This window comes from Flavobacterium cupreum (assembly GCF_003996965.1).
In the GTDB taxonomy this organism is placed as follows: Bacteria; Bacteroidota; Bacteroidia; order Flavobacteriales; family Flavobacteriaceae; genus Flavobacterium; species Flavobacterium cupreum.
On sequence record NZ_QWDM01000005.1, the window covers coordinates 30,438 to 44,910 of the forward strand.

The window sequence follows — 14,473 nt, forward strand, 5'->3', positions numbered from 1 at the left end:
CTTCTATTTGAAATAGTTTTTGGAATATTTGTCAAACCAATCCAAACAAAAGTGAGAGCAAAAATACAAGCCGCATTTTCCGGTAAAGTGGAAGCCATAGGATTACCAATTCTCGCCTTATGCTGGGTAAGTTTCTTTTGGGGAACAACCTGGCTGGCTTCTAAAGAAGGGGTAAAACACATGCCGGCTTTACAATTGGCTACGATCCGTCAGTTTATGGGCGGTATCCTGTATGTGGGTTACTTTTTACTGAAAAAAGAACCCTGGCCCAAAGGCAAACAATGGAAAACCATCCTGATTCTGGCTATTCTGAACTTTGTCTGCAGTAACGGACTGAGCACCTGGGGCGTGAAATACATCAGCAGCGGACTGGGCGCTATCATTGGTGCGATCTTCCCGATCTGGATTGTTGTCATTTGTTTTTTCAAAGGAATACGAATTGCAAAATTGGCCGTAACAGGACTTTTGATCTGTTTTGGCGGAATCTGTATTATTTTCATGGATCATCTGGGCGATTTCCTGCGACCGGATTTTCAATTTGGAATCTTCTTGTCTGTGGCATCCACGATTACCTGGGCTTTTGGAATTTTACACACTAAGAAAAAAGCAGCAAGTTTTAATCCGTATTTTAGTTTAGGGTTACAAATGGTGATTTCGAGTTTTATACTTTTCTCTGTAACAGAAATTGCCGGAATCAATATTCCTTATAGTGAAATCCCCCTAAATTCCTGGTGGGCGATTGGGTATTTGGTCGTAATTGGTTCTATCCTGACTTTTATAGCTTTTATATATTCCTTACAGCACCTTTCGACAGAAGTCAGCAGTATTTATGCGTACATCAATCCGGTCGTGGCTATTATCCTGAGCTTTTTTCTTTTTGGGGAACCGCTCACCCAGGCGATTTCAATTGGCGTTATGGTCACCTTAATCGGATTGTACCTGGTCAATAAATCCATTCGAAAAGCTAAGATTAAATAGTATTCCCTAAAAAGTGATTCCTTTAATTTTGGATAAAATCCGGCAAAGGATTGAAAAAATAAATACTGAATTCCGTTCTTTAAAAATTACCCCACTTTTCGAAGTTAAAAAAGGGACGAACCGGCAATTTAAAAAGTGCTTTTTGTATTTTTGCGCCAAATTATGTTTATGAAATCGCTGCTATACAAATACCGCAAATTTTTTATTGTTTTAATTTTATTTTCGGTTGTCACTATATCCTTATTTTATTCGGCTTTAAAGCCACAAAAAACATTACCCATTTACAATCCTGCCGACGTAAATCCTGAGTTGGTAGACAGTACGATTCAATACAAAAGCAAGTACCATACGATTGCCGATTTTTCTTTTGTCAATCAGAACGGGGATACCATTACGCAGAAAAACTACGAAGGCAAAATTTATGTGGTCGATTTTTTCTTTACCACCTGTGGTTCCATTTGCCCTAAAATGACTACCAATTTAGCTGATGTTCAAAAAGCGGTTTTAAACAATCCTAAAGTACTGCTGCTGTCTCACACGGTTTTCCCGGAAGTGGACAGTATTCCGGTGCTAAAGGCGTATGCCATAAAACATGGTGTTGTTGACAGTAAATGGAATCTGGTTACGGGCGATAAAAAAGAAATCTACACAATGGCCCGAAAATCATACCTGGCGGTAAAACTTGGAAGACCGGATCAGCTGTACGATATGGTTCATACTGAAAATTTTGTTCTGGTAGACACAAAGCGTCGTGTTCGCGGTTTCTATGACGGAACCAATAAAGAAGATATCAAACGTCTTTTAGCAGACATTGATTTTCTGTGTAACGAATAAAACACTTTATTTTAGAAAGTTTTAGCATTTGTATAGGCATTAAATACGGTGACATATAGAATAATTGCCTATTTTTGCAATCTAAATTCAATCTAAATAAGCTTTGCAATATACGATCCATTCCCTAAAAAAAGGCGAGAAAGCCATTATCAAAGATTTTGATATCGATGTTATTCCTCTTAAATTATTAGAAATGGGTTGCCTGCCGGGCAGTATGGTTGAATTACTTCAGATTGCTCCTTTTGGAGATCCTTTGTATTTAGACATTAATGGCTCTCATGTGGCTATTCGCATTGAAACCGCTCGTGAAATTGAAGTTGAACTTATCAAAACCAATTTGTAATGAGTGTCGAAAATATTAATGTTGCCCTTATCGGGAATCCAAATACAGGAAAAACTTCAGTCTTCAATCAGCTTACCGGACTTAATCAGCAAGTAGGGAATTATCCCGGAATAACGGTTGAAAAAAAAATAGGTTTCTGTAAACTGCCGCATGGCATAAAAGCCAATATTTTAGATTTACCGGGAACGTACAGCCTGAACGCCAGTTCTATGGATGAAAGTGTGGTGATTGAACTGCTGCTGAACAAAAATGACAAATTATATCCCGATGTTGCCGTCGTTGTAACCGATGTTGAAAATCTGAAAAGAAACCTGCTGATTTATACCCAAATAAAAGACCTTGAAATTCCGACGATTTTAGTCATTAATATGGCGGATCGAATGGAAACAAAAGGAATCACGCTGGATATTCCGCTTTTGGAAGAAAAACTAAAAACCAAAATTGCCCTGATCAGTTCAAGAAAAGGGACCGGAATTGAAGATTTGAAAAACCTGATTGTTTCCTATAAAACGCTTCAGCATGAATCCTGCCTGAATGCTTTGGAAATTGATCCTGAATATTTTACCGGATTACAAAAATTATTTCCAAATCAATTGCTGTACAAATTATGGCTGGTGATCACGCAGGATGTCAATTTCTCTAATCTGGACCGAAATGAAATTCGAAATGCCTATACCAAATCGCATTCGGAATTGAAACGTCTACAGCAAAAAGAAACCATAAAAAGGTATCAGTTCATTAACAATGTTTTAAAAGACACATTGAAAATCGATGCCACAATGGCAAAGGACATCAGGGCGAAGCTGGACCGCGTTTTAACACACAAGGTCTGGGGATATGTGATTTTCACAGGCATACTGTTTCTTATTTTCCAGTCAATTTTTAGCTGGTCCACGATTCCGATGGATTTTATTGACAGCACTTTTGCGTCTTTAAGCAGTTGGGTCGCCCAGGAATTACCAAGTGGTATTTTAACTGATTTGCTTTCTCAGGGAATTATTCCGGGAATTGGCGGGGTTATTATTTTCATTCCGCAAATTGCCTTTTTGTTTCTGTTTATTTCTATTCTCGAAGAAAGTGGTTATATGAGCCGTGTGGTTTTCCTTATGGATAAAATCATGCGCAAATTCGGGCTTTCCGGAAAAAGTGTCGTGCCTTTGATTTCAGGAACAGCCTGTGCCATTCCGGCGATTATGGCCACTCGGAATATCGAAAACTGGAAAGAACGTCTGATCACCATTTTAGTAACTCCGTTTACAACCTGTTCTGCGCGATTGCCTGTGTATGCGATTATTATTTCGCTGGTGATTCCGAGCAGACGAGTTCTTGGAATTTTAAATCTTCAGGGGCTTACGCTAATGTTCCTGTATGTTTTAGGATTCGGAACGGCCATTTTATCGGCTTATATTTTAAACAAAGTTTTAAAATTAGAAACCAAAACGTATTTCGTAGTTGAAATGCCCGGTTATAAATTACCTCTTCTCAAGAATGTTGGAATCAATGTGGTGGAGAAAACAAAAGCGTTTATTGTTGGAGCGGGTAAGATCATCCTGGCCATCTCTGTTATTTTGTGGTTTTTGGCTTCTTACGGCCCCGGAAAGGATTTTAATGAGGCTGAAGCCATCGTAAAAGAAAGAACGGCAGAAAAACAGCTAAATCAGGTTCAGTTTGAAAATGAAGTGGCATCCCAGAAATTAGAGAATTCCTATATCGGAATTATGGGCCGTGCGATTGAGCCTGCCATTGCACCTCTGGGTTACGACTGGAAAATCGGAATTGCACTGATTAGTTCCTTTGCTGCCCGTGAGGTTTTTGTGGGAACGCTGGCAACTATTTACAGTGTCGGTGACAGCGATAATGAAGCTACTATAAAAAGCAAAATGAAACAGGAAGTGGATCCGGAAACGGGTTCCAGGATTTTTAATTTTGCGACGGGAATTTCACTGCTGCTGTTTTATGCTTTCGCCATGCAATGTGCCAGCACGCTTGCCATTACCAAAAAAGAAACGAACTCCTGGAAATGGCCTGCCATGCAGCTGGTTTTCATGAGCGGCCTTGCTTACCTTGTCGCTTTAATCGCGTACCAAATCCTAAAATAAAACCATGATACAGGAAATCATTGCCTTCGCCATACTAGCTTTCGCTGTTGTCTTTTTGATTAAGAAATTCTTTTGGAAATCTAAAAAGAAAAAGGACTGTGGTGACGGGAATTGCGGATGTAGCTGATTTTAAGGTTCAGAGGTACTGAGGTTCAGAGGGGCAAAGGTTTTTTTTTGAGGCGCTAAGATGCTGAGATGCTAAGGTTCTGAGAATTTAAATACTTTCGCTTCTGGAAAACTGTCACTAAATACTGCAACTGAACACTGCGACTGAATACTGAGACTAAAAAACTACTTCTCGCCCTCCCATTCCGCGTAGAACTGCGAAAGGAACAACTCCATAAAACGATGTCTTTCGGCAGCGATTTGTTTTCCGGTTTCGGTATTCATTTTGTCTTTTAGGAGTAAGAGTTTTTCGTAAAAATGATTTATGGTCGGCGCATTATTCTTTTTGTATTCTTCTTTCGTCATGTTGGTGACCGGCTCAATTTCAGGATTGTAAAGTGCCCTGTTTTTAAAACCTCCATAATTAAAAGCTCTCGCTACTCCGATCGCACCTATGGCATCTAAACGGTCGGCATCCTGAACAATATCCAGTTCCATTGAAGAAAATTTCTTTTCGAAATTACCTCCTTTGTAAGAGATGTTTTCAATGATGTTTACCACGTGCTGTATGATCTCTTCCGAAACATTTTGAGCTTCCAGAAATAAACGTGCTGTTTTCGGACCGATTGTTTCATCTCCGTTATGGAATTTGCTGTCAGCGATATCATGAAGCAAAGCGCCTAACTCCACCACTGTCAAATCACAGACTGTATTTTTTGCAATCAACAACGCATTTTTATACACACGTTCAATGTGAAACCAATCATGCCCACCTTCGGCATCGTTTAATTTTTCTTTTACAAATTGAATTGTTTGGTGTATCAGGTCTGTCGTATTCATAAAATATTTGTGCTTGAAAAAGGATGTGAATTTGCAGGTTTTTGGCAGAACATTGTTGCATTAACAAATAATTGTCAACCCGTTTTATTAAAAAATGTTGATTATCAAAGTTTTATAAACTTCAATAATCAACATAAATTTTTTTGTTTATTTAATGCAATAAAGTTGCTTTAAATGAATTTTTTAGTCAAAACGGTGAGATTACAGTTTCGCCGGTTCTACCCATTTGAAAATATGTGACTCCTGTGGAATTACCAGTCGTTCTGAAATTCTGGCCATACGAGCCGGTAATTTCATTAGATAATCACGCGCTTTTTCGGCTTCGTCTGTCAGATTGGTGATTTTATCAACCTCCCATTTATCGATTAACTTCTGCATGATATCCACATAATCGTTTGCGGTATACACACCAATACGTTGTGCTGAATCTGAAAACTGCTCAAAAGCAGAACTTATTTTCTGACCTGATTCTCTAAGGAAATGTGCGGGCATAACGATTTTCTGTTTCATCATGTATTGAAAAGCTAACATCATTTCACTCGGATCAACCGCAAAAATTCGCGTAACGAATTCACTGTACGCATGATGATGGCGCATTTCGTCACCTGCAATCATTTTACACATTTTAGACAATTTATTATCACCGAATTTCTTAGCCATCTGGGCTACTCTGTTGTGTGATACATACGTTGCTAATTCCTGGAAACTGGTATATACAAAGTTTTTGTACGGATCAGATCCGGTTCCGATATCAAAACCGTCGTTGATTAAATGCTGTGTGGTCATTTCGATCTCACGCATATTTACACGTCCGGACAAATACAAGTATTTATTCAGTAAATCACCGTGACGGTTTTCTTCTCCGGTCCATTGACGAATCCATTTGGACCAGCCATTTCCGCCATTTTCGATCTGATCGATTCCTTCTACATCCATCAACCAGGATTCGTAGGTTGGCAAAGCTTCTTCGGTGATGGTGTCACCCACAAGCGTTACCCAGAAATCATACGGCAATTCTTTAGCAATTTCACGTAATTCTCTAACCTCTTCAAAGAAATTATCTCCTTCAGAATTAGGCAGAAAATCAGACGGCTGCCAAATTTTTTCCACTGGAATTAAATACTGTTCAACGAAGCTATCTACATTTTTTTCCAAAAACTGCATTACTTCTAATCTAATGTTTTTTATAGACATTACTTATTTTAGATTTGGGATTTAAGGTTTTGCTTTTACAAAACGAAAATCTATTTATATTCATTTACTCCTTCTACAACTGCCTTTTCTGTAATAGCCATTAACTCGGCGAAATCATAATCTTTTACGGCCAAAGCTTTATGAACGGTAAAGGTAAGGCGATTTCCTAAACCAACAGGGAACATTCCGTATCGTACCATTTTCCATGAATTGTTGATGCTGACCGGAACTACATATGCAGATGGTGCATATTTGCATAAGATTTTTAAACCGCTTTGGGCAAATTCTTTTGGTTTTCCGGTTTTGCTTCGGGTACCTTCCGGGAAAATAACGGCAGATCTTGTGTGTTTTTCGATATATTCAGACAAGCCTTTGATCACGGGAATGGCTTGTTTTGGATCTTTACGGTCAATTAGCACCGAACCTCCATGACGTAAATTGAATGACACACTCGGGATTCCGCTACCTAACTCTTTCTTACTTACAAATTTACAATGAAAACGTCTAAAGTACCAAATCATTGCTACGATATCGTACATGCTTTGGTGGTTTGAGACAAAAATTAACGGAACTCCAGTAGGAATTGTCTCTCTGTTTTCAATTTTATAGGTCGTTCCCACAAGATTCGTACATCTTAAAAGGAAAAAATTCAAATAATCAACGCTCTTTTTATGTGCCTGATAACCAAAAAGATTCAGGCAAATCCATTGTATTGGATGAAAAACCAATAAACATAAACTAAAACATAAATAGTAAATTACGGATATGGGATACGAAATTATCTTTTGCATGCTTAAAAAAATTAAAGGCCAAAAGTAATAAATATATTTTTAGCGGTATTAAAATTAAAAACAATAACCGTTTTTATGGTTTAATTGTACCTTTGCCCTATAAAATTGCAACTTTTTTCTGAATTAAATGAACTTTACCTATCCAAAAAACGAACGCTTAAAGAGCAAAACAACCATTGGTTTACTTTTTTCTGAGGGAAAATCAGTTTCCAAGTATCCGCTGCGTTTGGTTTACTGTGCGGGAGAAGCAGGATCGGAGGAAAAATTCAGGGTGGGCGTTTCGGTTTCTAAAAAATACTTCAAAAAAGCTGTTGATCGCAATTACTTCAAACGTGTCTTAAGAGAAACGTATCGCCTCAATAAAAATTTGCTTTGGGATAACGTCGAAGAACATTATTCCTTTATGCTTTTTTATCAAAGCAAGGATCGTTTGTCTTACGATGAAATCAACACCAAAACTATTCAGTTGTTTGAGAAATTTCTCCTACAGGTAAACAAAACGGCCGATTCTGAGCATAAAACTGAGTTATAAGCTATAAAATACAACTTTATTTATCAGATTAGATAAAAAATTATAAAAAAATTGTAGTTTTAGCTCTAAATTGAAATTTTATGCGACATATTTTATATTTATTGCTTTTTGCATCGCTATTTTCAGGCTGCAGTAAACAGGCAGAAAATGACAAAGCTCTTTATAAAAGTGAAGTTGCTGCCATAACAATGTCCGCACCCTCTCCTTCTTCTCCTGATAAAGAAAAAGCAATTCCGCAAAAAATAATTAAATATGCCAGCCTGAGATTTGAAACGAATGATATAGAGGAGACCTTCCGGAAAATACAAACCGCTGTGAAGGAAACTCATGCCACGATACAATCGGACTCTGAAGGCAAAAATGACAATTCGCTTTTTAGAAATATAACCGTTCGTGTTCCCAGCCAGAATTTTGATATTTTTCTGCAATCAATCTCAAAAGGTGTTTCCTATTTTGACCAGAAAGACATTTCAACGGAAGACGTAACGGAGCAGTACATTGATCTGGATTCGAGATTAAAAACGAAGCAAAAGCTGGAAGAACGCTACATAGAAATTTTAAAGAAAGCCACCAAGATCAGTGAAATATTAGAAATTGAAAAACAGATCTCAACGATTCGTGAAGAAATCGAATCGAAACAAGGTCAGTTAAAATACCTCGAAAGCCGCGTTGCCGAAAGCAGGATTTCAATTGAATTTTACAAACCTATTGCTGAAAAGCAAAGCATCAAAATTTCGTATGGTTCCAAAATACTGACTGCCATACAATCCGGATTTTTTGAATTATCAGGATTACTCATCTGGATCATCAGTGTCTGGCCGTTTCTTATCCTGTTTGGCGTAATTGCCTTTTATATTAGAAGAAGATTTAAAAGAAAAAAAATATAACTCATGTATCCTTATTTCAAAAAGAAATTCATTATTCCTGCTGTTGCGGCCGGGTTTTTATTTATCGGAACCAGTTTCAAAGAAGACTTTTTTGAAATCGCCAAACAAATCGAGATTTTCACCACTTTATTCAAAGCTGTCAATACCAATTATGTAGACGAAACGAATCCGGGTGATTTGATGGATAAAGCCATAAAAAGCATGCTGGGAAGTTTAGACCCTTACACCGTTTACTTTAACGAACAGGATGTGGTCAACTTCAAAATCAACAATACGGGAGAATACACCGGAATTGGTGCTATGATTGCCCGAAAAAAAGACCGTCTGATTGTTCGTGAACCGTATAAAAATTATCCTGCTGATAAAGCCGGACTGAAAGCGGGTGACGAAATCATCCAGATTGGAGATGTATTGATTGCTGATTTTAAAGATGATGCCTCGCAATTATTAAAGGGAACCAAAAATACTAAGATCACGATCAAATACCTGCGTCAGGGAAAACCGTATACCACCGAACTTGTATTGGATGAAGTGGATATTAAATCGGTTCCTTTCTACGGGAAAATAGATGATAAAACCGGTTACATCGTTTTGGCACATTTTAGCAGAAAAGCTTCTGCTGAGGTTAAAAGTGCTTTGGAGAAACTAAAGGCAGACGGAGCCAGACAGATTGTACTTGATTTAAGAGGGAATCCGGGAGGTTTACTGAACGAAGCCATTGATATTTGCAATTTGTTTGTTCCTAAAAATGAAGTGATCGTGACTACCAAATCCCGAATTGAAAAACACAATAATACCTATAAAACTCAAAACGAGCCTATTGACACGGAGATTCCTTTAGCGATATTGGTCAACGGGCGAAGTGCCTCTGCCTCCGAAATTGTTTCGGGAGCTTTACAGGATTTAGATCGTGCCGTAATTCTCGGGAGCCGCAGTTTCGGAAAAGGACTTGTACAGCGTTCTGTTGATCTTACGTACGGAACGCAGTTGAAAGTGACCATATCCCGTTATTATACGCCATCAGGCCGTTGTATTCAGGCTTTGGATTATGCTCACAAAGACAAAAATGGCGTAGCCCAAAAAACAGATGCCAAAAACTTCAACGCTTTTAAAACCCGAAAAGGAAGAACTGTTTATGATGGCGGCGGTGTTTTACCGGACATTGAACTGGAGGAAACCAAAATGAGTCCGATCACGAATGCGTTGTTAAAAAACGACGGAATCTTTGATTATGCAACGTCTTACTACTACAAAAATCCGAATTTAGGAGATAAAATCCCTGTACTTACCGAGGCAGATTATACCGCCTTTAAACAATATCTAAAAACCAACAAAATCAGTTTTGATACCGAAACCGAGATAGCGCTGAAAAATACACTGGCTGCTGCCAAAGGTGAAAAAATAGATGAAACGATCGCACCGGAATACCAGCAATTACTAAACGCCCTTGAAAAAAGCGAAACCACCTTACTGGATAAAAACCAAAAGGAAATTAAAAACCTGATTCAGGAAGAACTTATAAAAAGGTACCAGTACCAGGAAGGTTTGTATCAATTCTACATTAAAAACAATTCAGAAATTAAAAAAGCGGTGACCGTTTTGAATAATCAGACTGAGTATAAAACGATTTTAAAAATGTAAAAAATGAAAATTTGTAAAGTTCTGTTTCTTTTCTTTATTTTCAACTTGTCAGCACAACAGAAACCCGTTGAAACGGTATATTTTGATTTCGACAAGTTCAATCTTACGGATCAGCAAGCAGATATCGTTACCTATTTTATAAAAACTATTGATACCTCCAAAGTAGAATCTATACAAATCTACGGCTATTGTGATGATCGCGGCACTGACGAATACAATTTCAGGCTGTCAAAAAACCGGGTGAATACCATTCAGGAATTATTGCTGTTGCATGGTTTTAAACAGAGCAAAATAGTGATTCTGGAAGGAAAAGGCCGTGTGATCATCAAACCGGATACCATAGAAAATCTGCACGAAACCCGCTCGCAAAACCGGCGTGTGGACTTAATCGTAGTTAAGCGGAACAGTTTTGGAAAAGGAATTCACAACTCTTTCAAAAACAAACTAAAGGTTGGCGATAAAATTTATCTGGACAATATCTTGTTTGATATCGGAAGCTCCAGACTCACTCATAATTCCAAAAAAGAATTAGACAAAATTGCCACCCTCCTTCAGGAGAAAAACACCCTTGAGTTTGAAATCCGCGGCCATGTCTGCTGCACTCCTGAAATTTACACCGACGGAATCGATAAAGCGACCAAAGAAAGAAGACTTTCGTGGAATCGCGCCAGGACCGTTTTTATGTATTTAATGGATAGAAAAATATCCAAAAGCAGAATGACCTTCCAGGGTTGCGGCAATAAATATCCGTTGGGCCGGGGCGATAAGTTAGACAGGCGTGTTGAGTTTTTTATCACCCAAATTTAGATTAACCGCGCTGAATAAACGTATAAGCTACCGTTTTTCCATTATGCTCACCGATTAGATGTAACGCCTTTTATCTTTCCTTTCGAGGTCTAAGTAAATGCAGTATTTCAAGGTTTTATATTTTTTAAATCCATTTTGTAAGATTTAAATTATATTTTTATATTTGCTTTTATTAATAGATTGTTTTTCAATTTCTAACTGGGAAAGTCCATTTAATCAATTGGTATCTGAAACTGTTAAGGAAAATTTTTCTTTTAGATGATAATGATTTCTTAAATTTTAATAAGTTAGTTCATACAAATTGCAGATTACCATGATTAATGATGAAAATGATTTTTTTGTTATCGAATATCAACCTAATGATTCAGGCATGCCACACTTTATGGATAAGGAATGGAAACCTGAATTACCTGATTATGATTTTTTTAAGGCCCCGCCATCTTCTGGTGACTTTGCAGATCATTATTTAGCCAAAGTAAAGGCGTACAATTTAGATGGGGACTATTTCCCGGATGATGACTTAATTTCATCTGAAATGTTAATGCTGGTCTCTAAGCTGGATGTAAAATTTATAAGCGTCCCCGTTAAAGTAAGTTTATATAGAGACAAGACCCCGTCAAATAAATATTTTTTATTCTACCTTTCTAGTTATTTATCTATAATGGATGAGGAGAACTCAGTATTCAAGATATCAAAGAATATAAAAACAGGGAAATTAAACACTCCAGATGAAAGAGGTTTAGATAAAACTCACTATGAGAAGATAGATAAATTTAAAATTAGGAGTGACATAAAAGAACATTTGTTTTTCTGTAAGGAAATATCAAAGCCCGTGTGCTCACTATTATTTAAGAGTGAGTTCGAGTCACTTAAATTGCGTGGCATTAAGTTTGAAAAGATTGATGATAATTATAAATATGATCCCTGGGGTGACTGGGATGATTGGGATGATTGGGATGATTGATAAAATATAAGAGCATAAAAAAGCAGGAAAGTCCTTCCGTTTTTCCGGCTATTTTATACGTTTACATTGACTTTCTTGTTCCTGCAAGCTTCTAACCTGTACCTTTCATATTGTTATAATCTTTAATACAAAACTAATCTTGGGTCTATTTCAGTAAATTAAAATATTTTCCGGAAAGAAACTATTCCGGAAAGCTACTCTCTATATTATTAAGAACGAACCATCTCGATATGCGGAATATCATCTTCCAGATACATTTCGCTGGTCTGAACAAAACCGTGACTTTCGTAGAATTTCTTTAAGTACAACTGAGCACCGATAGTAATCGCATCTTTACTGAAGTTGGTTTTTATTGCAGCAATTGCTTCCCGCATCAAGTCATGCCCCCATTTTCGGTCGCGATAATTGGCATCTACCACTACTCGTCCGATTGAAGCATTATCAAAACTGATTCCTGCGTCGAATAAACGTACATAAGCGACCGTTCTTCCATCATACTCTCCGATCAGGTGCAAAGCAAGTTTGTCTTTATCGTCAAGATCCAAATAAACGCAATTTTGCTCCACTACAAAGATTTCACTCCTCAGTTTGAGCAAATCATATAACTCATGTACCGTTAATGCCTCAAAAGGCTTTATTTTCCATTTTAATTCCATGTAACTTGGGTTTGTTGTTTTGGGTTTGTTGTTGTTGTTAACTTACTGAAAGCAAAATTACATTAAATATTATCAAATAGAAATCCCGATTGCGAGTTGCAACCGGGATTTCAATCAGAACTTACAAATTATTTTATTTTTTCTTCATGACAATTTCCATACTCTTGTATTCCTTTCCATTCTTAACATCAAACATTTCCATCTTGCGGGTTGTAGCATCTACAATGGTATAAATTTCCCTGTAAGGTGTTTTTTTACCGTTTAGCGGATTCACCATATCTCCTTTAAACGCTATACTTTTAGTTTTCTCATCGTATTTACCTGTGGCCGTCAGTATACCAGTTCCCATATTGTCAATAAAAGTTGTGGTATACTCTTTACTGGCATTGTTGTACGCCAGGGTGCTTTTACCTTCAAACGGCTGCCCCATCATGGTTCCCGAATAATTCGCTTCCTGATAACGGCCGCCCAATATCATTTTGATTGTTGCTGTAGAAGTTGCTTTTTCCGGCTTGCCATTGGGTTCCATCCAAAAAGTCATCTCGCAGTTCCAGATCCCTGTCTCGTCTGCCATCATTTTATGGGGGCTTCCGGGTGTCGCATAGGCTACCCATGCTTTCATTTGTGCCGCAGAATCTAAAGGTGGTTCTGTTACAGGTTCTTCGGTTGTAACACTGTCCGTAACTTTAATGTTTTGTGTTTCTGTGTTTATATCCTTTTTACAAGAAGAAAAACAAAATACCAACAGTGAAAATGTTATCCATAGATTTTTCATAATTACCTGATTTAAAGTTTATTAAAACAAAAGTAACGAAAAAATAATAAACCTATCTCTTATCTACCTTAACCGATTTGATTATGGCTTCCAGTTCTAACATCAGATCTCTTTCCTGATAGGACGGTGAATAACAAAATCCTTCAATCACCAGAATTCGATTGTAGGCTTTATCAATTATGGCATAATTAATAAAAGGGCCTGTCATAAAATCATTTCTTAATTCCCAGGTGCCTTTGGTTTCAAAGGTTTTCTTACCGTCTAATTCCGTGATCGAAAAATAAGGCGCATAGGCTTCTCCGGTAATCATTTGCGTGTTGGGTTCACGGCCTTTTATATAACGACCTACAGAATCCCTCATGCGGACGATGCTTTCAACCACATTCGAACCCTGCTTAAGTTTTGGCAGCGGTATCTGATAAATAAGCAAACTGGTGTTGCCGCTTATAATTTCCTTTTTGAGCCAGATAAAGTTCTTCTTATGAAGCATGTATTCATATCCCGACGGAATCTGCAAATTGATATGGAATTTGTTTTTGATAACGGCCGGATTCAGGAGTGATTTACTGTTGTCCTGCCGGATCTTCTGAATTTCGGCATCACGAATGACCTTAATAATCTGCGCGGAATTAAATTCGATACTGCAGATAATATCATCTACCGATTTGGCATAAATTCGAAAAGTGTTGTGAGGCAGTGATTTGGAATTGTGTTTGATCTCAAATTTGTCCATTGTTGCCTTCTTGACCACAATGATACTGCGGCTGTCGGTTACAAATCCCTCCAGAAGTTTGGCGGGATACTGATTTATGGTAAACAACGGTTCTTCCTGTGTAAGTCCGAGAACAGGAGAGGCAAATTTATTCCGAATGCTGTCACCAACTTCGCCATACCACAACTGATCGTCTATGATAATTGAAATGGTGTTTGTTTTGCCGGATACAGGCTGTGGCTGCTTTTCGTTTTTAAAACAAGAAACAAAAAGGCACGAAAGTATAAGGCATAAAAAATGGGTTTTATTCATTTT

Annotated in this window: 16 protein-coding genes; 10 read left to right on the forward strand and 6 right to left on the reverse strand. The window is 37.6% G+C overall.

Annotated features, from left to right (window positions below; translation table 11 throughout):
* Window positions 1-51: 51 nt before the first annotated feature.
* The 5 genes from D0817_RS08720 (at window position 52) to D0817_RS08740 (ending at window position 4,381) form a co-directional block, all read left to right on the forward strand.
* Window positions 52-978 carry a DMT family transporter gene (locus D0817_RS08720; RefSeq protein WP_127338016.1) on the forward strand — a complete coding sequence of 309 codons (927 nt, stop codon included), beginning with the start codon at window positions 52-54 and terminating at the stop codon, window positions 976-978.
* A gap of 168 nt (window positions 979-1,146) precedes the next feature.
* Entirely contained in the window at window positions 1,147-1,812 is a 666-nt protein-coding gene (locus D0817_RS08725; protein WP_127338017.1) for an SCO family protein, read from the forward strand.
* A 103-nt stretch (window positions 1,813-1,915) separates the two neighbouring features.
* Window positions 1,916-2,155 carry a FeoA family protein gene (locus D0817_RS08730; RefSeq protein WP_127338018.1) on the forward strand — a complete coding sequence of 80 codons (240 nt, stop codon included), beginning with the start codon at window positions 1,916-1,918 and terminating at the stop codon, window positions 2,153-2,155.
* Entirely contained in the window at window positions 2,155-4,254 is a 2,100-nt protein-coding gene (feoB, locus tag D0817_RS08735) for a ferrous iron transport protein B (RefSeq protein WP_127338019.1), read from the forward strand. The genes D0817_RS08730 and feoB overlap by 1 nt, the downstream gene beginning before the upstream one ends.
* A gap of 4 nt (window positions 4,255-4,258) precedes the next feature.
* Entirely contained in the window at window positions 4,259-4,381 is a 123-nt protein-coding gene (locus D0817_RS08740) for a FeoB-associated Cys-rich membrane protein (protein WP_127338020.1), read from the forward strand.
* A gap of 164 nt (window positions 4,382-4,545) precedes the next feature.
* Here D0817_RS08740 and D0817_RS08745 read toward each other — a convergent pair whose 3' ends face one another.
* The 3 genes from D0817_RS08745 to D0817_RS08755 all read right to left on the reverse strand — a co-directional run bounded on the left by D0817_RS08745 (window position 4,546) and on the right by D0817_RS08755 (window position 7,184).
* The gene (locus D0817_RS08745; protein WP_127338021.1) at window positions 4,546-5,199 is read right to left on the reverse strand and encodes an HD domain-containing protein; all 654 of its coding nucleotides are present in this window, start codon (window positions 5,197-5,199) and stop codon (window positions 4,546-4,548) included.
* Between the two features lie 201 nt (window positions 5,200-5,400).
* Window positions 5,401-6,393 carry an acyl-ACP desaturase gene (locus tag D0817_RS08750; RefSeq protein WP_127338022.1) on the reverse strand — a complete coding sequence of 331 codons (993 nt, stop codon included), beginning with the start codon at window positions 6,391-6,393 and terminating at the stop codon, window positions 5,401-5,403.
* 50 nt (window positions 6,394-6,443) lie between these two features.
* Window positions 6,444-7,184 (reverse strand): lysophospholipid acyltransferase family protein, encoded by a 741-nt coding sequence (locus tag D0817_RS08755; RefSeq protein ID WP_127338023.1) that lies wholly within the window; start codon window positions 7,182-7,184, stop codon window positions 6,444-6,446.
* A 127-nt stretch (window positions 7,185-7,311) separates the two neighbouring features.
* Between D0817_RS08755 and rnpA the strand changes: the two genes are divergently transcribed.
* The 5 genes from rnpA (at window position 7,312) to D0817_RS08780 (ending at window position 12,015) form a co-directional block, all read left to right on the forward strand.
* Window positions 7,312-7,716, forward strand: a complete 405-nt coding sequence (gene rnpA, locus D0817_RS08760) for a ribonuclease P protein component (protein ID WP_127338024.1) — start codon at window positions 7,312-7,314, stop codon at window positions 7,714-7,716.
* A gap of 80 nt (window positions 7,717-7,796) precedes the next feature.
* Complete coding sequence (locus tag D0817_RS08765) at window positions 7,797-8,603, forward strand: DUF4349 domain-containing protein (RefSeq protein WP_127338025.1); 807 nt, start codon at window positions 7,797-7,799, stop codon at window positions 8,601-8,603.
* A 3-nt stretch (window positions 8,604-8,606) separates the two neighbouring features.
* On the forward strand, window positions 8,607-10,244 hold the full coding sequence (locus D0817_RS08770; RefSeq protein ID WP_127338026.1) for a S41 family peptidase: 1,638 nt from the start codon (window positions 8,607-8,609) through the stop codon (window positions 10,242-10,244).
* A 3-nt stretch (window positions 10,245-10,247) separates the two neighbouring features.
* Window positions 10,248-11,051, forward strand: coding sequence for an OmpA family protein (locus D0817_RS08775; protein WP_127338027.1), 804 nt, complete (start codon window positions 10,248-10,250; stop codon window positions 11,049-11,051).
* Window positions 11,052-11,364: 313 nt separating this feature from the next.
* Window positions 11,365-12,015 (forward strand): imm11 family protein, encoded by a 651-nt coding sequence (locus D0817_RS08780; protein WP_127338028.1) that lies wholly within the window; start codon window positions 11,365-11,367, stop codon window positions 12,013-12,015.
* A 209-nt stretch (window positions 12,016-12,224) separates the two neighbouring features.
* Here the strand turns inward: D0817_RS08780 and D0817_RS08785 are convergent, their stop codons facing one another.
* The 3 genes from D0817_RS08785 to D0817_RS08795 form a co-directional block, all read right to left on the reverse strand.
* Window positions 12,225-12,671 carry a GNAT family N-acetyltransferase gene (locus tag D0817_RS08785; protein ID WP_127338029.1) on the reverse strand — a complete coding sequence of 149 codons (447 nt, stop codon included), beginning with the start codon at window positions 12,669-12,671 and terminating at the stop codon, window positions 12,225-12,227.
* Window positions 12,672-12,804: 133 nt separating this feature from the next.
* Window positions 12,805-13,446 carry a DUF1579 domain-containing protein gene (locus D0817_RS08790; RefSeq protein WP_127338030.1) on the reverse strand — a complete coding sequence of 214 codons (642 nt, stop codon included), beginning with the start codon at window positions 13,444-13,446 and terminating at the stop codon, window positions 12,805-12,807.
* A 52-nt stretch (window positions 13,447-13,498) separates the two neighbouring features.
* The gene (locus D0817_RS08795; protein ID WP_127338031.1) at window positions 13,499-14,470 is read right to left on the reverse strand and encodes a DUF4837 family protein; all 972 of its coding nucleotides are present in this window, start codon (window positions 14,468-14,470) and stop codon (window positions 13,499-13,501) included.
* Window positions 14,471-14,473 lie beyond the last annotated feature (3 nt).